At 70.9% G+C, this 16,752-nt stretch carries 14 protein-coding genes; 9 read left to right on the forward strand and 5 right to left on the reverse strand.

What is annotated here, in order from left to right; translation table 11 throughout:
- Positions 1 to 35: 35 nt before the first annotated feature.
- Positions 36 to 1,190, forward strand: a complete 1,155-nt coding sequence (gene hppD / locus OG622_RS31130) for a 4-hydroxyphenylpyruvate dioxygenase (RefSeq protein WP_371579933.1) — start codon at positions 36 to 38, stop codon at positions 1,188 to 1,190.
- Positions 1,191 to 1,483: 293 nt separating this feature from the next.
- On the opposite strand, the gene OG622_RS31135 is transcribed toward hppD, so the two are convergent.
- A complete protein-coding gene (locus tag OG622_RS31135) occupies positions 1,484 to 2,884 on the reverse strand; it encodes a tetratricopeptide repeat protein (RefSeq protein WP_371579934.1) in 1,401 nt (466 codons plus the stop codon).
- Positions 2,885 to 2,981: 97 nt separating this feature from the next.
- Here OG622_RS31135 and OG622_RS31140 point away from each other — a divergent pair, with 97 nt between their 5' ends.
- Positions 2,982 to 4,382, forward strand: coding sequence for an FAD-binding oxidoreductase (locus tag OG622_RS31140; RefSeq protein ID WP_371579936.1), 1,401 nt, complete (start codon positions 2,982 to 2,984; stop codon positions 4,380 to 4,382).
- 25 nt (positions 4,383 to 4,407) lie between these two features.
- Here the strand turns inward: OG622_RS31140 and OG622_RS31145 are convergent, their stop codons facing one another.
- Positions 4,408 to 4,821: an SsgA family sporulation/cell division regulator gene (locus OG622_RS31145; RefSeq protein ID WP_371579937.1), complete on the reverse strand. Its 414-nt coding sequence runs from the start codon at positions 4,819 to 4,821 to the stop codon at positions 4,408 to 4,410.
- 265 nt (positions 4,822 to 5,086) lie between these two features.
- On the opposite strand from OG622_RS31145, the gene OG622_RS31150 reads away from it, so the two are divergent.
- Together OG622_RS31150 and OG622_RS31155 are read left to right on the forward strand one after the other, a co-directional pair.
- Positions 5,087 to 6,763 (forward strand): RDD family protein, encoded by a 1,677-nt coding sequence (locus tag OG622_RS31150; RefSeq protein ID WP_371579938.1) that lies wholly within the window; start codon positions 5,087 to 5,089, stop codon positions 6,761 to 6,763.
- Positions 6,764 to 6,856: 93 nt separating this feature from the next.
- Entirely contained in the window at positions 6,857 to 7,546 is a 690-nt protein-coding gene (locus OG622_RS31155; RefSeq protein WP_371579939.1) for an RDD family protein, read from the forward strand.
- Between the two features lie 200 nt (positions 7,547 to 7,746).
- Here OG622_RS31155 and OG622_RS31160 read toward each other — a convergent pair whose 3' ends face one another.
- Positions 7,747 to 8,037: a hypothetical protein gene (locus OG622_RS31160; protein WP_371579940.1), complete on the reverse strand. Its 291-nt coding sequence runs from the start codon at positions 8,035 to 8,037 to the stop codon at positions 7,747 to 7,749.
- A gap of 466 nt (positions 8,038 to 8,503) precedes the next feature.
- Here OG622_RS31160 and OG622_RS31165 point away from each other — a divergent pair, with 466 nt between their 5' ends.
- From OG622_RS31165 to OG622_RS31175, 3 genes are all read left to right on the forward strand, one after another.
- Positions 8,504 to 10,858 (forward strand): immune inhibitor A domain-containing protein, encoded by a 2,355-nt coding sequence (locus tag OG622_RS31165; RefSeq protein ID WP_371579941.1) that lies wholly within the window; start codon positions 8,504 to 8,506, stop codon positions 10,856 to 10,858.
- Between the two features lie 123 nt (positions 10,859 to 10,981).
- The gene (locus OG622_RS31170; RefSeq protein WP_371579942.1) at positions 10,982 to 11,470 is read left to right on the forward strand and encodes a hypothetical protein; all 489 of its coding nucleotides are present in this window, start codon (positions 10,982 to 10,984) and stop codon (positions 11,468 to 11,470) included.
- A 158-nt stretch (positions 11,471 to 11,628) separates the two neighbouring features.
- A complete protein-coding gene (locus tag OG622_RS31175; protein WP_371579943.1) occupies positions 11,629 to 12,999 on the forward strand; it encodes a protein kinase in 1,371 nt (456 codons plus the stop codon).
- 23 nt (positions 13,000 to 13,022) lie between these two features.
- Here the strand turns inward: OG622_RS31175 and OG622_RS31180 are convergent, their stop codons facing one another.
- Positions 13,023 to 13,610, reverse strand: coding sequence for an isochorismatase family protein (locus tag OG622_RS31180; protein ID WP_371579944.1), 588 nt, complete (start codon positions 13,608 to 13,610; stop codon positions 13,023 to 13,025).
- Positions 13,611 to 13,993: 383 nt separating this feature from the next.
- Positions 13,994 to 15,322, reverse strand: coding sequence for a nicotinate phosphoribosyltransferase (locus tag OG622_RS31185; RefSeq protein WP_371579945.1), 1,329 nt, complete (start codon positions 15,320 to 15,322; stop codon positions 13,994 to 13,996).
- Positions 15,323 to 15,433: 111 nt separating this feature from the next.
- Between OG622_RS31185 and clpS the strand changes: the two genes are divergently transcribed.
- Both clpS and OG622_RS31195 read left to right on the forward strand, forming a co-directional pair.
- The gene (gene clpS / locus OG622_RS31190) at positions 15,434 to 15,751 is read left to right on the forward strand and encodes an ATP-dependent Clp protease adapter ClpS (protein ID WP_371579946.1); all 318 of its coding nucleotides are present in this window, start codon (positions 15,434 to 15,436) and stop codon (positions 15,749 to 15,751) included.
- Positions 15,752 to 15,762: 11 nt separating this feature from the next.
- Entirely contained in the window at positions 15,763 to 16,365 is a 603-nt protein-coding gene (locus tag OG622_RS31195; RefSeq protein WP_371579947.1) for a DUF2017 domain-containing protein, read from the forward strand.
- Positions 16,366 to 16,752: the final 387 nt, after the last annotated feature.

The following is a 16,752-nucleotide window of genomic DNA, read 5'->3' on the forward strand; positions in this document are numbered from 1 at the left end:
TGCGCACCTTGTGGATGCGGGAGGAGTCTGCGGCCATGGCAGCCACCTCCGCGCACACACAGCACATCCCCGACACCGCCCGGCAGGCAGACCCCTTCCCGGTCAAGGGAATGGACGCGGTCGTCTTCGCCGTGGGCAACGCCAAACAGGCCGCCCACTACTACTCCACCGCGTTCGGCATGCGCCTCGTCGCCTACTCCGGCCCCGAGACCGGCAGCCGCGAGACGGCGAGCTACGTCCTGGAGAACGGCTCGGCCCGGTTCGTCCTCACCTCGGTCGTCAAACCCGCCACCACCTGGGGCCACTTCCTCGCCGAGCACGTCGCCGAGCACGGCGACGGCGTCGTCGACCTCGCCATCGAGGTCCCGGACGCCCGCCGCGCGTACGCCTACGCCATCGAGCACGGCGCCCGCGGCGTCGCCGAGCCGTACGAGGTGAAGGACGAGCACGGCACGGTCGTCCTGGCCGCGATCGCCACGTACGGCACGACCCGGCACACCCTCGTCGAGCGCTCCGGCTACGACGGCCCTTACCTTCCCGGGTACGTGGCCGCCGACCCCGTTGTCGAGCCGCCCGCCCGCCGCACCTTCCAGGCCATCGACCACTGCGTCGGCAACGTCGAGCTCGGACGCATGAACGATTGGGTGGAGTTCTACAACCGGGTCATGGGCTTCACGAACATGAAGGAGTTCGTGGGCGACGACATCGCCACCGAGTACAGCGCGCTGATGTCGAAGGTCGTGGCGGACGGCACCCTGAAGGTCAAGTTCCCCATCAACGAGCCCGCCATCGCCAAGAAGAAGTCCCAGATCGACGAGTACCTGGAGTTCTACGGCGGCGCGGGCGTCCAGCACATCGCGCTCAACACGAACGACATCGTCCGGACCGTACGGACGATGCGGGCGGCCGGGGTCGAGTTCCTGAACACGCCCGACTCGTACTACGACACGCTGGGGGAGTGGGTCGGCGACACCCGCGTCCCCGTCGACACCCTCCGCGAACTCAAGATCCTCGCGGACCGGGACGAGGACGGGTATCTGTTGCAGATCTTCACCAAGCCGGTCCAGGACCGGCCGACGGTCTTCTTCGAGATCATCGAACGGCACGGGTCGATGGGCTTCGGGAAGGGCAACTTCAAGGCGCTGTTCGAGGCGATCGAGAGGGAGCAGGAGAAGAGGGGCAACCTGTGACCGGGCGCGCCTCATAGCTCGGGGGTGACTGCGATCGGGCGACCGCGGGCGCGTGGGGGCTGGTCGCGCAGTTCCCCGCGCCCCTGAGAAGCAGGGGCTGCGCCCCATGCTTTTCGGCCCACCGTCCCGTCGCCTGCCAGGCCCACGGTCCTCTCGCCCTTTCAGGCCCGCAGGGCCTGATCTTTCAGGGGCGAGGGGAACTGCGCGACCAGCCCCCACCGAACCCCGCACCCGCCAACGAACCGAACCCCCCACCCCCTCACGCGAACCACCCCACCCCTCACGCGCCCCCCTCACGCGAACGATCCCCCACCCCCCAAGAAATACGGATTGAGCCGCCGAGCCTCAGCCAGATGCCGCCGCGCCGGAGCCTCCAACCCCAGGGCCCGCTCGATCACCCCCCGGTGACAGGCGTAGGCCGCACTCCGCACCTCCCCACCCCGCGCCCGATCCGTCGCCCGCCGCGCGAACCCCAGCGCCTCCCCGTCCGCCCCGGCCCGATGCAACGCCCACCCCAACGCATCCGCCACCCGAGGACTCGGCTGCCGCCCCCACTCCGCACGCAGCACCCGCACCGCCACCCCCGGATCCCCGTGGTCCGCCTCCAGCGCGCCGAGGACGAGAGACTCGTTCACCCCGGCCGCGGCGGACCGCGCCACCAGCGCCCGCACCACCCCGTACTGCTCCCGCGCCCGCGCCGCCCGTCCCAGCGACTCGTACAACTCGCCCAACCGCAGCGCGACCCGCGCCGACGGCCGCCGGGACAGCGAAACCCGGTACGCCCGCACCCCCTCCGCCGTACGCCCCAAAGCCGCCAGCGCCCGCCCCCGGCACGCGTCGCCCTCCGGCTCACCCCGCGCGGCCGCGCAGTACCGCAACGACTCCGCCGCCTCCCCCCGCTCCCAGGCCAGCTCCCCGGCCAGCGCCCACCACGCGGCGCCCACGGCCGACGGCCCCGCCGCCGTCGTCTCCGAAGCCGCCGCGTCCGAGATCGCCGCGGCCGCGTCCTCGCGCGCCCCCTGGTCCCAGTAGACCTGCGCGGCCCGCGCCCGCGCCGCCGGCCCGGAGTGCACGGCGAGCATCCTGTCCAGGGTCGCGCGGGCCGCCCTGTACCGGCCGAGCCCGTCGTACGCGTCGATGAGCAGGGCGTACGAGGTCCACCGCCGCGGCGACACCCGTACGGCCTCCTCGCCCCAGTGCCGCGCCGTCCGGAAGTCGCGGCGGGCGTTCGCGAGGGCGGTCAGGCCCTCGAGGGCGTCCGCGTTGCCGCTCGGCCGGAGGCGCAGCGAGGTGCGCAGGGCGCGTTCGGCCCTCGGGTAGTCGGCGACGGCACCGGTCCGCCGGGCCCGCTCGGTGTACGCCACACCGAGCACCGCCCACGAGGCGTGGTCACGTGGACGGGCCCGCACCCCGGCCGCACGTTCCCGGACGGTCGCGACGACCTCGGGCAGCGCGGCGGGCACCCCGGCCGCCATCACGGCCCCCGCCCGCCGCCCCTCGGGCCCGGCCGCACCCACCACCCGTGCCGCCCGCCCGCCGCCCCCGGCACCCCCGTCCGGCGGCACCACCATCAGCACACCCCCGAGCACGAAACACCCGACGACAGCCGCGGCCACCCTCCGCCCCGGCCCCTGCCTCTGTACCCACCCGGCGACCCACCGCCGTGCCGCCCGCCGCTCGTTCTCCACAGACATGCCGTTCACTGTGCGTCAAATACGACGACCACATCCGGCACCCGAACGCCCGCGCCGACGGGTTCACACCGATGGCCGTGAGTGTGAAGCTTGGATCATGAGCCGTATCCAAGCCCCCAGTGACGAAGCGACCGGCAACCTCGTCGACCGTCTGCTGAGCGGCCTGCCGCCGGAGTCGGTCCTCGTCGATCCGGACGTCACGGCCTCGTACGCGAACGACATGGCGAGCTTCTGCGAGGCGGGCGTCCCGGCGGTCGTCGCGCTGCCCCGGACCGTCGAACAGGTGCAGCACGTCATGCGCGTCGCCACGGAACTGCGCGTCCCGGTGGTCCCGCAGGGCGCCCGCACCGGTCTGTCCGGCGGGGCCAACGCCTCCGAGGGCTGTATCGCCCTGTCCCTCACCAAGATGGACCGGATCCTGGAGATCAACCCCGTCGACCGCATCGCCGTCGTCGAACCCGGCGTCATCAACGCGACGCTCTCCCGCGCGGTCAACGAGCACGGACTCTGCTACCCGCCGGACCCCTCCAGCTGGGAGATGTGCACGATCGGCGGCAACATCGGCACGGCCTCCGGCGGCCTGTGCTGTGTGAAGTACGGGGTGACCGCCGAGTACGTCCTCGGCCTGGACGTCGTGCTCGCCGACGGCCGGCTGATGTCCACCGGCAGGCGCACCGCGAAGGGCGTCGCCGGCTACGACCTCACCCGGCTCTTCGTCGGCTCGGAGGGCTCACTCGGCATCGTCGTGCGGGCGACCCTCGCCCTCAGGCCGCAGCCGCCGCAGCAGCTGGTGCTGGCGGCGGAGTTCGCGTCGGCCGCCGCCGCGTGCGACGCGGTGTGCCGGATCATGGCCGGCGGGCACGTCCCCTCACTGCTCGAACTCATGGACCGTACGACGGTGAAAGCCGTCAACGACCTCGCCAACATGGGCCTGCCGGAGACCACGGAGGCGCTGCTCCTCGCCGCCTTCGACACCCCGGACCCGGCCGCCGACCTCGCCGCGGTCGGGGCGCTGTGCGAGGCCGCGGGCGCCACCGAGGTCGTACCGGCGGACGACGCGGCCGAGTCCGAACTGCTGCTCCAGGCGCGGCGGTTGTCGCTCACCGCGCTGGAGGCGGTGAAGGGCACGACGATGATCGACGACGTGTGCGTGCCGCGCTCGAAGCTCGGCGAGCTGATCGAGGGCGTGGAGCGCGTCGCCGAGAAGTACGACCTGACCATCGGGGTCTGCGCACACGCCGGCGACGGCAACACACATCCCACCGTCTGCTTCGACGCGGCAGACCCCGACGAGTCCCGGCGCGCCCGCGAGTCCTTCGACGAGATCATGGCCCTCGGCCTGGAACTCGGCGGCACGATCACCGGCGAGCACGGCGTGGGCATCCTCAAGAAGGAGTGGATGGCGCGGGAGCTCGGCCCGGTGGGCATGGAGATGCAGCGGGCGGTGAAGTCCGCCTTCGACCCGCTGGGCATCCTCAACCCGGGCAAGCTGTTCTGATCCCCTCGGTTCCGAGGCACGCGCCTCACTGGGCGAGGAGATCGGCCAGCCCGTCGTCGATGCGCAGCATGTCGAACTCCGAGCCCGGCGGCACCACCCGCAGGGTCCGCTCCAGCCAGGCCGACACGGCGGCGGCGGGCGCTTCGAGCAGCGCGTCCCCGTCCGGCGAGCTGAGCGCCATCAGCACGACGCTCCGGCCCGACACCTTCGTCGGCCACACCCGCACATCCCCGTGCCCGCACGGCCGGAACACCCCCTCCACCAGCAGCTCCCGCGCGAACGTCCAGTGGACCGGACGGTCGGAGTTGACGTGGAAGGTGATGTGGACGGCGTACGGGTCGTCGCTGCGGAAGCCGAGCTTGGCCGGTACGGGGATGCTGCGCTCGGGCGACAGGACGAGTCCGATCTCCAGTTCGCGCTCCACGACGGTGTGCCGCATGGTGGTCGTTCCTCTCTCGTAGAGGGGCCCTGTGCGTGGGCCCGTACGAGTGAGAGGGGCGGGGGCCCCGAAGCATTACGCGGGTTCACGAAACTTTTTTTCGACGAGTTCACCGACCGGCTCCCGGTGACCGGCGGCCCTGTCCGTCCGTAGCAGATCCGTGCGTGAATGGGGCGAGTCCGGAGGCAGCGGTCATGGACCGCGCCGGCGTCTGGTAGATCTGGATGCCTCCATCAAACCCACGAGCAGATACGGGACGACGGACATGAGCGCCCCAACCCCGGCCCCCGGCGACGACAGGCCCCGCGAAGGGTATTACCCGGACCCGTCCATTCCTGGATATGTCCGGTACTGGAACGGCGCGGCCTGGGTGCCGGGTACGAGCCGTCCGGCGCCCTCCGACGGCGAGCCGCTCGCCCCGCCGCCCGGCTCCGGCCCGTCCGGCGCCGTGGAGGAGACGGGCCCGCACTTCTTCGACGAGGACCCCGCGCCCGACGGCGAACAGGGCCGCCCGGCCGCCGACAAGCCCCTGCACGGCATCCGTCCCGAGCCCGCCTCCGCGTGGGGCGCCGACCGCTCCCGCCAGACCGGTTTCGGCGGCGACAAGGACCGCCGGGTGTCCTGGGGTTCGACCCCCGGCGCGGACCCGCGCGACCCCCGGGTCTCCCTCGCGGCGGACCCGGGCGACGGCCCCGCCGACAGTGGCGACTTCGGGCGTACGGCGAGCACGGACGGTACGGCGACGAACCCGCCGGCGGCGGCAGACGAGGACGCCGGGGCCCCGGAGGGCACGGTGGTGTTCCGCCGCCCCACCCCGTCCGGGCGCCCCGAGGCCGCCGAGGGTGCGGACCCCTCGCGGTCGGACGGCACCATGGCGTTCGGTCCGCCCTCCTCGCGCGCCGGGCAGCAGGACGGAGGCGCACCCGCGTCCCCCGCCCCCTTCGGCTCGCCCCTGACCCCCGCCCAGGTCGCCGCCCAGCAGGCCCTGGGCCTCGCCCCGCAGTCCGGCGCGCCCTCGACGGCACCGTCCGGCCCCCAGCAGGGGCCGCAGCCGCCGCAGGGCCCGCCGGCTCCGCAGCAGGGGCCGCAGCCGGGCGGCACCGCCCCGGCGGCCCCGGCGGCGATCGCTCCGGCCGCCCCGGCCGCCCCTGTCCTCCCGGCCGCGCGGCAACCGGAGCCGCAGCACTCCCAGTTCGGCGGCGCCTTCCCGCAGCAGGCCCCGCAGGCCCCGCCGGCCGCTTCCGCCCCGCAGATCGCCCAGCCCGCGCCGGGCGTACCCCCGCAGGCCGCCGCCCGGCAGTCGGCCGAGGCCCCCATGGCCGTCGGCCTCGGCGGTGGGCAGCCCTCCTGGGCCCAGCAGGTGCACCGGCTGGCCGGGGGCGAGGAGGAGCAGCTGGTCGCGCCGTGGAAGCCGGTGGTGGAGGACCCCTTCCAGGCGGCGGCGCGGCGGCAGTCCGAGGTCAGACCCGCGGGGCTCGGCAGACGGCTGGCCGCCCGGCTCGTGGACAGCCTGGTCGTCGGCGCCGTCACGGCCGCGGCCGCCGTGCCGTTCGGCACCAAGGCGATGGACCACATCGACGAGAAGATCGACGCGGCCAAGCTGTCCGGTGAGAGGGTCACCGTCTGGCTGGTCGACGGCACGACCTCCGTCTACCTGGGCATCATCGTCGGTGTCCTGTTCCTGGTCAGCGCCGTCTATGAAGTGCTGCCCACCGCTCGGTGGGGCCGCACCCTCGGCAAGAAACTGTTCGGCCTCGACGTCCGGGACATCGAGGGCCACGAGCCCCCGTCGTTCGGGCGTTCCCTGCGCCGCTGGCTCGTTCACACCGTCTCCGGTCTGCTCGGTATCGGCGTGATCGGCGTCCTGTGGTGCGTGTGGGACAAGCCGTGGCGCCAGTGCTGGCACGACAAGGCGGCGCACACGTTCGTGGCGGGGAAGTAGCGGTACGGGCGGGACAGGGCCGCACGGGAACCAAGTACCCCGTACGGCCCTGTGCCGGATGCGGAGCCGGGGGGTTCGCGGTCGACTCGGGCCATGAGTACCGAACCGCCGCCCTTCGGCTCCGGTCAGTCCCCGGACGACGACCAGTTCAGGAAGCAGCCCCCACCACACCAGGGCGGCGGCTCTCCGTACGACCCGCCGCCCCGGCAACCGCCGCCGCCCGGGGGCGGGCAGCAACCGCCGTACGGGGGTCAGCCGCCGTACGGGAGTCAGCCCCCGCCCCACGGCGGTGACCCCTACGGCGGTGGGCAGTACCCCAATGACCCGCTCTCGGGCATGCCGCCGCTCGCCGACAGCGGGAAGCGGGTGCTGGCCCGGATCATCGACATGATCCTGGTGGCGATCGTGGTGGGGCTGCTGGCGTGGGCGTTCCGGATCAGCCAGTACACCGTGGACTCGGACGGCTTCGAGTTCGGCAAGTCCCTGGCGCAGGAGACGCTCGCCGCGGTCCTCTACATCGCGTACGACACGGTCTTCACCGTCAAGAACGGCCAGACCCTCGGCAAGAAGCTGTTGAAGCTGCGGGTGGCGAACCTCAACGACGGCTCCACCCCTTCCGTGCAGACCGCGCTGATCCGTGCGGCCGTGCTGTGGATCCCCTTCGCCTTCTGCTGTGCCTGCATCTGGACGGCGATCGCGGGCGGCTGGAGCTTCTTCGACAAGCCCTACAAGCAGGGTCTGCACGACAAGGCGGCCAAGACGGTGGTGGTCAGCATCGGGTGAGCCGAGGCGCTTGCCGGGCGCGCGGCGACACGGCGACTGCGGGCGGCACGACGGCGACGGCCGACGGCACGACGGCGGAGGTCGACACGACTGCGACGGCCGGTCACACGGCGACGGCCGGTGACACGGCGACGGCGGGTCCGGGATCTTGGTCCCCGGGCCCGCCGAAGCGTTTCAGCAAGCTGTCACCGAGTGCCGGTTCAGGAGCCCGTCGGCTCGTGCACCGGCTCCCGGACCATCTCGGACTCCACGGCCGCCGGGGCCGGGGCCGGGGCGGCGACGGATGCGTGGGGGCGGCGCGCGGCGGCGCCGGGCGCGGGCTTGGGCAGCGGCACGGTCAGTGCGACGAGCAGGCCCAGGGCCAGGGCGGCAAGGGCGATCACCGCGATGCCCGCGCCGGAAGTCGTCTGTGAGAGCAGCAGCATGGCGAGGGTGGACAGGATCACGGTGCAGGAGCCGTAGGCGAGCTGTGCGGTCGTCGGACGAGGCATGGCAATCGTGTCCTCGGGTGGGGTCTCCCCGTGCCTCTCACGATGAAGGGGAGGGTGCGGATACGAATCACAGGTGAAGCAGTGCCGTCGGCTTGGCTTTCACCGACTTCCGGCGCTCCGCCAATCGACTCTATTCGCCAGGGTGCCCGAGTGGAACGACGGGTAAGCGTGACCTGACACACGGTGCCGGGTGCACAGGGGGCGCACGGATTCATGGGTCAGGCAAGGGGACGCGCACGCGCGCCGGTTCGAGAGACATGTGAGCGATACACATAACGTCCGCATAACGAACAAGCGCTTCCTGTGGACGCCCATTAATGCACTTGACCTGTCCAAGTCAAGATCTGTCTTTTGTCTCGAAACTCCGATCGAATGACGTCACTTGACTACACGCGTATACCGCGCGCGGATTCCTCCACACAGGACCATCCCCGTCCGCGCGAACGGACGCGGGGGAGGACCTCAAGTGACCAGCAGACCCTGGACGTTCAGAGCGGCAGCCATCGGCGTCGCGGTCGCCACGGCGGCCGCGACCATGTCGGCCCTCACGGTGGCGCAGGCCGCGGACGCCGCACCGGCGGCGTCCGTGGACCGGCACGACCCGGCGGACCACGAGCACGCCGGCGAACACGACCTCGACGGGCCCCTGAGCAAAACTCAGGAGGCCCAGCGCGAGGAAGCCCTGCAGCAGGTCATATCCGGCGACGCCACGGTCAAGGACCGTGACGGCTCGCAGGTCGTGAAGCTGGAGAGCAAGAAGGGCAAGAGCAAGTACGTCGAGCTCGGCCGCGAGAAGACCGACAAGATCTTCACGATCCTCGTCGAGTTCGGCGACAAGATCGACAGCCGCTACGGCGGCACCGCAGGCCCGGCGCACAACGAGATAGCCGAGCCGGACCGGGCCAAGGACAACTCCACGGCCTGGCAGGCGGACTACGACCAGCAGTACTTCCAGGACCTCTACTTCGGCACCGGCAAGAACGACGAGTCGGTCAAGAAGTACTACGAGAAGCAGTCCTCGGGTCGTTACTCGGTCGAGGGCGAGGTCTCCGACTGGGTCAAGGTCCCCTACAACGAGGCCCGCTACGGCAACAACGCCTGCGGTCAGACCAACTGCTCCAGCGTGTGGAACATCGTCAGCGACGGTGTCACGTCCTGGGTCGCCCAGCAGAAGGCAGCGGGGCGCACCGACGCCGAGATCAAGGCGGACGTGGCCGAGTTCGACCAGTGGGACCGCTACGACTTCGACGGCGACGGCGACTTCAACGAGTCCGACGGCTACATCGACCACTTCCAGGTCGTGCACGCCGGTGAGGACGAGTCCGCCGGCGGCGGCGCGCAGGGCACGGACGCCATCTGGGCCCACCGCTGGTACGCGTTCGGCTCCGACGCGGGCGCGACGGGCCCGGCCGACAACAAGCTCGGCGGCGCCAAGATCGGTGACACCGGCATCTGGGTCGGCGACTACACCGTCCAGCCGGAGAACGGCGGACTCGGTGTCTACGCCCACGAGTACGGTCACGACCTCGGTCTGCCGGACCACTACGACACCGCGGGCGGCGACAACTCCACCGGCTTCTGGACGTTGATGTCGTCCGGTTCCTGGCTCGGCACCGGCAAGGACGCCATCGGCGACCTGCCCGGCGACATGACGGCCTGGGACAAGCTGCAGCTCGGCTGGCTCGACTACGACACGGCGAAGGCGGCGACGAAGTCGCGGCACAAGCTCGGGGTCGCGGAGTACAACAGCAAGGACAAGCAGGCCCTCGTGGTCGAGCTGCCGAAGAAGAAGGTCGCCACCGAGATCGTCGAGCCGGCGCAGGGTTCGACCCAGTGGTGGAGCGGCAGCGGTGACAACCTCTCCAACACGCTGACCCGTTCCGTGGATCTCACGGGCAAGTCCTCGGCCGCGCTCACCCTCGACGGCTGGTACGACATCGAGGCCGAGTACGACTACCTCTACACCGAGGTGTCGACCGACGGCGGCGCCAACTGGACGACGGTCGACGGCACGGTGGACGGCGCGGCGATCCCGCGCGACGCCAGTGGCAAGCCCGCGCTGACCGGTTCCTCCGCCGCGTACAAGAAGCTGTCGTACTCCCTGAACGCCTACGCGGGCAAGAAGTTCGACCTCCGCTTCCGCTACGCGACGGACGGCGGCGTGGCCCCGAAGGGCTTCGCGGCCGACTCGATCGCCGTGACCGCCGATGGTTCCGTCCTCTTCTCGGACAACGCGGAGAGCGCGGACGCGGCCTGGACCGCCAAGGGCTTCTCCCGCGTGGGCGCGTCGATCACGGACGACTACGCGCAGTACTACATCGCCGAGAACCGTCAGTACGTGTCGTACGACGAGACCCTGAAGGTCGGCCCGTACAACTTCGGCTTCTCGACCACGCGTCCGGACTGGGTGGAGCACTTCCCGTACCAGAACGGTCTGTTGATCTGGAAGTGGGACACCTCGCAGGCGGACAACAACACCAGTGTCCACCCGGGCGCGGGTCTGGTCCTGCCGGTCGACTCCCACCCGGCGGCGCTGAAGTGGGCCGACGGCACGGCGATGCGCAGCCGGATCCAGTCCTACGACTCGCCGTTCAGCCTCTACCGCACGGACGGTCTGAAGCTGCACAAGGCGGACGTGCTGACGACGATCCCGTCGTCGGCGGGTGTGTCCGTGTTCAACGACCGGACCAACACCTACTACGACGCGGCCACCCCGCTCGCCGGTGTCAAGATCACTGACACCAACACCAAGATCGAGATCGTCAAGGAGGCCGCGGACGGCTCCACGATGTCGGTCAAGGTCGGCCCCGCAGTGAAGTAAATCGCATTTCCGCAGGTCAGAGCATGTTCGGCCGCGACCCCCTTGGCGGGTCGCGGCCGGACGTGTTTAGGTGCGTGCTGTGGCTTTCTTATTGACACTGACGCGCACGGGGGTGTGACCTGCATGGCCGCAGGAGGTTTCTGCAATCTGCCGGACGGCAATGTCGTCGTCGCGCTCAACCTGCCGGGAACGCCGGCGCGGGGCGCGGAGAGCATGCTGCCCGTGGCCGGCTCCGGAGATGTGGTCGGGGCCGTGACCGGCGCCGCGACCGCGGTCGGGCCTGGGTCCGCTGCTCCGGCTGTGTCCGGGGCGGCGTTCGGCGTTCCCTCCGGGGCCATGTCGGACGTTCCGGCCGGGGCTGTGCCGGGCGACGGGGCCGTACGCGTCCTCGTCCTCGCCGCGAACCGTGCCCGGGCCCTCACCCGGCTCCGCAACCTGGGCATACGGGCGATCTACCTCCGCGGCAACGCGGCGCCCCCGACCCCGGACGAGATCACGGCCGTCCTGCACCACCCGGACGGCCTGATATGGCGCGGCTCACTCGCGTGCCCGGCCGCGACGGCCCCCGAGCTGTGGCATCCGATCAGGGCGCTGCTGAGGAGGCGAAGTTAAGCGTGTGACTCCTGGCCCGCCACAAGCCCACGCGGCTGAGAACCACCTCTGCCCGGAACCCTTGTTCGAAACCGCCCATCGCGAATCACAAATTCCCATAGCCTGGCCGCCGACCTTGATCGGAGGTCGGGAATCGGGAAGGCGGGCACGAACTTCATATGGTCGAGCCTCTGGGGCCGGCGGATCCGGCTGAGATATCGGGATATGTGCTGCGCGGAAAGCTGGGTGAGGGCGGGATGGGCAGTGTCTACCTCTCCCACAGCCGAGGCGGCCAGCCCGTCGCCCTGAAGGTGATCCGGCAGGAGTTCGCACAGGACCCCGAGTTCCTGCGCCGCTTCGCCCGCGAGGTACAGGCGGCACGCCGGGTGCAGGGGGCGTACACCGCGGCGGTGCTCGACAGCAGCACCGAGGGACCGCAACCGTGGTTGGCCAGCGCGTATGTCGCTGGGCCCTCGCTGGCGCGCGCCGTGTTCGAACACGGGCCGCTGTCCCTGCGGACCGTGCTGCTGCTTACCGCGGGCGTGGCCGAGGCACTCCAGGCCATCCACGCGGTCGACGTGGTGCACCGCGATCTGAAGCCGACGAACGTACTGCTCGCCGGCGACGGTCCCCGTGTCATCGACTTCGGCATCGCCCGGTCCACCGACGCGACGGCGCTGACCGGCACCGACATGCGCCTGGGCACGCCCGCGTACATGTCGCCGGAGCAGGCCGAGGGCAAACCCGTGACTTCGGCACTCGACGTCTTCGCGCTCGGCCTCCTGGCGCATTTCGCGTCGACCGGCGGGCATCCGTTCGGCGAGGGCGGCGGCCATGCGCTGCTGTATCGGATCGTGGCCCAGGAGCCGGATCTGGCGGAGTGCCCCGAGCCCTTGCGCCCCTTGATCGCGCGCTGTCTGGCCAAGGAACCGACGGACCGGGCCGCGCTCTCCGAAATCATCGAGGAGTGTCACCGGATCGCCGCGGCGGAGGGTACGACGCTGATCCGTGGCGAGGACTGGTGGCAACCGGCTCCGGCGGCGACCCCAGTGGCTGAGGGCGCGTCACAGCATGTGGCCGCGACGTCGTTACCGCCCGCGCCCGCGTCGTACCGAACGACCGCGAAGGACGACCGACAGCCTCAGGCACCGGCCGCACGGGATCCGCGCCTGCCCTACGAGCCGGGGGCGGCGCGTCCGCAGGAGACCTACGAAGCGGCCCCGTCGGGTCTGCGGGGAGCCCACGAACCGGCCCCGTCGGAGCTGCGGCAGCTCCCCGAACCGGTCGCGTCGGGCCTGCGGCAACTCCCCGAACCGGCCGCCTTCGCTCCGCCGCAGACGGGGCTCGCGGCGCAGGCGACGGCGTCTGCCGCCGGACGACATCAGGACGACGCTCGGGCCGGGGCCTCGCACCGTCCGAAGGGCCGGTCGAACCGTGGGCCCGGCGGTGCGGGGCGTCAGCTGAAGATCATCGCCGTGGCCGTGGCGCTCGTGGTGGTCGCGATGGTCGTGGCCGGGCTGCTGAACGAGCTGGGGATTCTGGAGAGCTAGACCGAACCGGCTGGGCAGTACAACTAGACCACCGGCTTGCCCGACAGCTCCACGCCCGCCTGCCGCAGCTCCTCCAGGGCCCGCTCCGTCGTCTCCTCGGACACCCCGGCGGTGAGGTCCAACAGCACCTGGGTGCGGAAGCCCTCCCTCGCGGCGTCCAGGGCGGTGGCCCGTACACAGTGGTCCGTGGCGATGCCGACGACGTCGATCTCGGTGATCTCGCGGGCGCGGAGCCAGTCCACGAGGGTCACGCCGTTCTCGTCGGCGCCCTCGAAACCGCTGTAGGCGGCGGAGTACGCCCCCTTGTCGAAGACGGCGTCGACCGCCCCGGAGGTGATCACGGGGGCGAAGTTGGGGTGGAACCCGACCCCCTCCGTCCCGGCGACACAGTGCGCGGGCCAGGAGTGGACGTAGTCGGGGTTGTCGGAGAAGTGGCCACCGGGCGCGATGTGGTGGTCGCGGGTGGCCACCACATGCTGGTAGCCGGGGCCGGCCGCCTGGCCGATGAGCTCGGTGACGGCGGCGGCCACATCGGCACCGCCGGCCACCGCGAGGCTGCCCCCCTCGCAGAAGTCGTTCTGCACATCAACGACGATCAAGGCGCGGCGCATGGTGTCGGTGTCCTTAGACTCTTCGGTTCTTCGGGTGGGTGGGACACGAAACGCTGGACTTCGGGACGCTGGACTTCAAGCCCTGGACTTCAAGCCTGGACTTCGAACGCTGGACTTCGAAACTACGAACTTCCGAGCCTAGAGACTTCGAGAGCTGTTCGGGAGGGGGCATCCGGCGCTCGACCGATGCGCGGACCGGAGCACAGGCCGAACACGCGGGCGCTCGGGGGCTCGCGGCAGGGCGCGCCGGACACGTTCACTCCGATCCGCCCCCAGCGTGCGCCCGCCCGCCACCCAGCACGTACCCGAGCGGCTCAGACGTACTCCGTCGGGCGGCCCGGACGTACTCCGTCGGGCGACCCGGACGTACTCCGTCGGGCGGCTCAGACGTACTCCGTCGGGATGACCGCTTCCCCGCGCGACAGCTGCGTCGCCGACAGCGGCAGGTTCGCCCGGGCGGTCACATGCCGTTCGCGCACGACGTCCAGGGGCTCCCGGGAGAGAACCCGGCCGTCCTTGATCAGGTGGACGAGAAGCTGGCGCTCCTGGAGATCGTCGGGCACCGGCCCGGTGCCGATGACCTCGGCCTCCGCCACGCCGTGCTCGTCCAGCCGCCGGGCCGCCCACTTGCGGCCCCCGACGGACGTCTTCCCGCCGCTGGACTTCTTCGCCACGGCCACCAGCGGGTCCTTGGGGTCCGCGGATTCCGCCCTCGCGACGAGCTTGTAGACCATCGAGCAGGTGGGATGACCGGAGCCGGTCACCAGCTGCGTCCCGACGCCGTACGCGTCCACCGGCGCCGCCGCCAGCGAGGCGATGGCGTACTCGTCGAGGTCCGAGGTCACGATGATCCGCGTGTCGGTCGCGCCCAGCTCGTCCAGCTGCTGCCGCACCCGGTGGGCGACGAGGAGCAGATCACCGGAGTCGATGCGCACGGCGCCGAGCTCGGGCCCGGCGACCTCCACGGCGGTCCGTACGGCCTCGGTGACGTCGTAGGTGTCGACGAGCAGCGTGGTGTTCCGGCCCAGCGAGTCCACCTGGGCCTGGAAGGCGTCCCGCTCTCGGTCGTGGAGCAGGGTGAAGGCGTGGGCGCTGGTGCCGACCGTCGGGATGCCGTAGCGGAAGCCGGCCGCCAGGTCCGAGGTGGAGGTGAAGCCGCCGAGGTACGCGGCGCGGGAGGCGGCCACGGCGGCCAGCTCGTGCGTGCGCCGGGCGCCCATCTCGATCAGCGGGCGCCCCCCGGCGGCGCTGGACATCCGGGAGGCGGCGGCCGCGATCGCCGAGTCGTGGTTGAGGATGGAGAGGATCACGGTCTCCAGGAGGACGCACTCGGCGAAGGTGCCCTCGACCCGCATGATCGGCGAGCCCGGGAAGTACACCTCGCCCTCCTGGTAACCCCACACGTCTCCGCCGAAGCGGTAGCCGGCGAGCCAGTCGAGGGTCTCCGCGTTGATGATGGAGCGCTCCCTCAGGAAGCCGAGGACGCCCGGGTCGAAACGGAAGTTCTCCACGGCGTCCAGCACCCGTCCGGTGCCGGCCACCACGCCGTACCTGCGTCCCTCCGGCAACCGCCGCGTGAAGACCTCGAACACCGAACGCCGCTCGGCCGTACCCGCTTTCAACGCGGCCTGCAGCATCGTGAGTTCGTAGTGGTCCGTGAAGAGCGCGGTCGAGGGGACGTCGACCGGCAAACCAAGGTCCGCTGTGTTCATGGCAAGGGATCGTACTCCCATCTCGTCAATCTGACGATTTCCGGGTGATCGTTTCCCGGATGCCCTGGTCGGAGGGCCGCATTTGTGCGGGCACCCCCCTGTGGTGGCAGCATGGGCGGTGTGACGGCAGCCGTACCCATGGAGATCGAGAAGACCGAATCGGCGGAGGAGGTCTTCGCCGTACCCGAACCGGACGTTCCGTGGGTCACGATCGTCCACAACGATCCGGTGAACCTCATGAGCTATGTGACGTATGTCTTCCAGGCGTACTTCGGGTACTCGAAGGACAAAGCCACCAAACTCATGCTCGACGTCCACCACAAGGGCCGCGCGGTCGTCTCCAGCGGATCACGCGAGGAGATGGAACGCGACGTACAGGCCATGCACGGCTACGGTCTGTGGGCCACCCTCCAGCAGGACCGGAAGTAGCGACGCACCTGATGCCAGGACAATTCGAATCGCTCCCCGGCGGCGGCGCGGCCGTCGCGCTCGACGAGGTCGAGATCTCCATCATCCGCTCACTGGCGGTGCAGCTCCTGGAGCTGATCGGCCCGGGACCCGCGGAGGACGCCGGCGACGATCCGCTCGCCGAGCTCTTCGCCGAGGGCCCGAGCGAGCCGCCCCAGGACCCCGTCCTGCTGCGGCTGTTCCCGGACGCCTACAGCGACCCCGAGGGCACGCCGACGGCCAAGCAGGCGGAGGAGCAGCGGGCGTATTCCTCGGAGTTCCGCCGTTTCACCGAGAACGACCTGCGGGCCGGCAAGCGCGAGAAGGCCCTCGCGGTGATCCACTCCCTGGACGCGTTGGCCGCGACCGGTGAGGGCGGGGCCGTGCTGAAGCTGTCGGCGGACGACTCCCGGCACTGGCTCGGCTGCCTCAACGACCTGCGTCTGGCCATCGGCTCCCGGCTCGACGTCGTCGACGAGGAGGACACCGACCTCCTCTACCGCCTCCCGGACGAGGACCCGCGCAAGCCGATGGTGATGGCCTACCTGTGGCTGGGCGGCCTTCAGGACTCACTCGTCACGACGCTGATGCCCTGATCCCTGACGCCCTGATCCCGGATGCTCTGACGCGTTGCCCCGAGGTCAGGCCCTGATGCCCTGAGGCCGGGAAGGGGGCCGTCTTCCCGGCACCCCTCCACACCCGCCGCACGTTCGTTCCATGTCTTCTCCACGGCCGCTCAGCGTTCGCTCAGAGGGCACTCAGATCCGGATAACGATCGGGTCACCACACCCGCGAGGGATGCCCTCGCGGGTGTTTTTTGTCCAGTTCTCCCTGTGTTGTACGCCACAGAACGCCCAGTGGATCAAGATTGCGACCGTGATAAATCTTCACGACCGCCCGGCGGACGCCACCCATGTTCCGCTCGGGCGGGCCATCGAGCCGACGACCGTCGGCCAGGCACCGCTCCATCACATCCGGGGGGA

Origin of the sequence: Streptomyces sp. NBC_01314, assembly GCF_041435215.1 — a bacterium.
In the GTDB taxonomy this organism is placed as follows: domain Bacteria; phylum Actinomycetota; class Actinomycetes; order Streptomycetales; family Streptomycetaceae; genus Streptomyces.

What these genes read in the sequence shown, in the direction of transcription:
- hppD (WP_371579933.1), top strand. Translation starts at nt 36, where the DNA reads ATGGCAGCCACCTCCGCGCACACACAGCACATCCCCGACACCGCCCGG.
- OG622_RS31135 (WP_371579934.1), bottom strand. Translation starts at nt 2,884, where the DNA reads ATGTCTGTGGAGAACGAGCGGCGGGCGGCACGGCGGTGGGTCGCCGGG.
- OG622_RS31140 (WP_371579936.1), top strand. Translation starts at nt 2,982, where the DNA reads ATGAGCCGTATCCAAGCCCCCAGTGACGAAGCGACCGGCAACCTCGTC.
- OG622_RS31145 (WP_371579937.1), bottom strand. Translation starts at nt 4,821, where the DNA reads ATGCGGCACACCGTCGTGGAGCGCGAACTGGAGATCGGACTCGTCCTG.
- OG622_RS31150 (WP_371579938.1), top strand. Translation starts at nt 5,087, where the DNA reads ATGAGCGCCCCAACCCCGGCCCCCGGCGACGACAGGCCCCGCGAAGGG.
- OG622_RS31155 (WP_371579939.1), top strand. Translation starts at nt 6,857, where the DNA reads ATGAGTACCGAACCGCCGCCCTTCGGCTCCGGTCAGTCCCCGGACGAC.
- OG622_RS31160 (WP_371579940.1), bottom strand. Translation starts at nt 8,037, where the DNA reads ATGCCTCGTCCGACGACCGCACAGCTCGCCTACGGCTCCTGCACCGTG.
- OG622_RS31170 (WP_371579942.1), top strand. Translation starts at nt 10,982, where the DNA reads ATGGCCGCAGGAGGTTTCTGCAATCTGCCGGACGGCAATGTCGTCGTC.
- OG622_RS31175 (WP_371579943.1), top strand. Translation starts at nt 11,629, where the DNA reads ATGGTCGAGCCTCTGGGGCCGGCGGATCCGGCTGAGATATCGGGATAT.
- OG622_RS31180 (WP_371579944.1), bottom strand. Translation starts at nt 13,610, where the DNA reads ATGCGCCGCGCCTTGATCGTCGTTGATGTGCAGAACGACTTCTGCGAG.
- OG622_RS31185 (WP_371579945.1), bottom strand. Translation starts at nt 15,322, where the DNA reads ATGAACACAGCGGACCTTGGTTTGCCGGTCGACGTCCCCTCGACCGCG.
- clpS (WP_371579946.1), top strand. Translation starts at nt 15,434, where the DNA reads ATGGGCGGTGTGACGGCAGCCGTACCCATGGAGATCGAGAAGACCGAA.
- OG622_RS31195 (WP_371579947.1), top strand. Translation starts at nt 15,763, where the DNA reads ATGCCAGGACAATTCGAATCGCTCCCCGGCGGCGGCGCGGCCGTCGCG.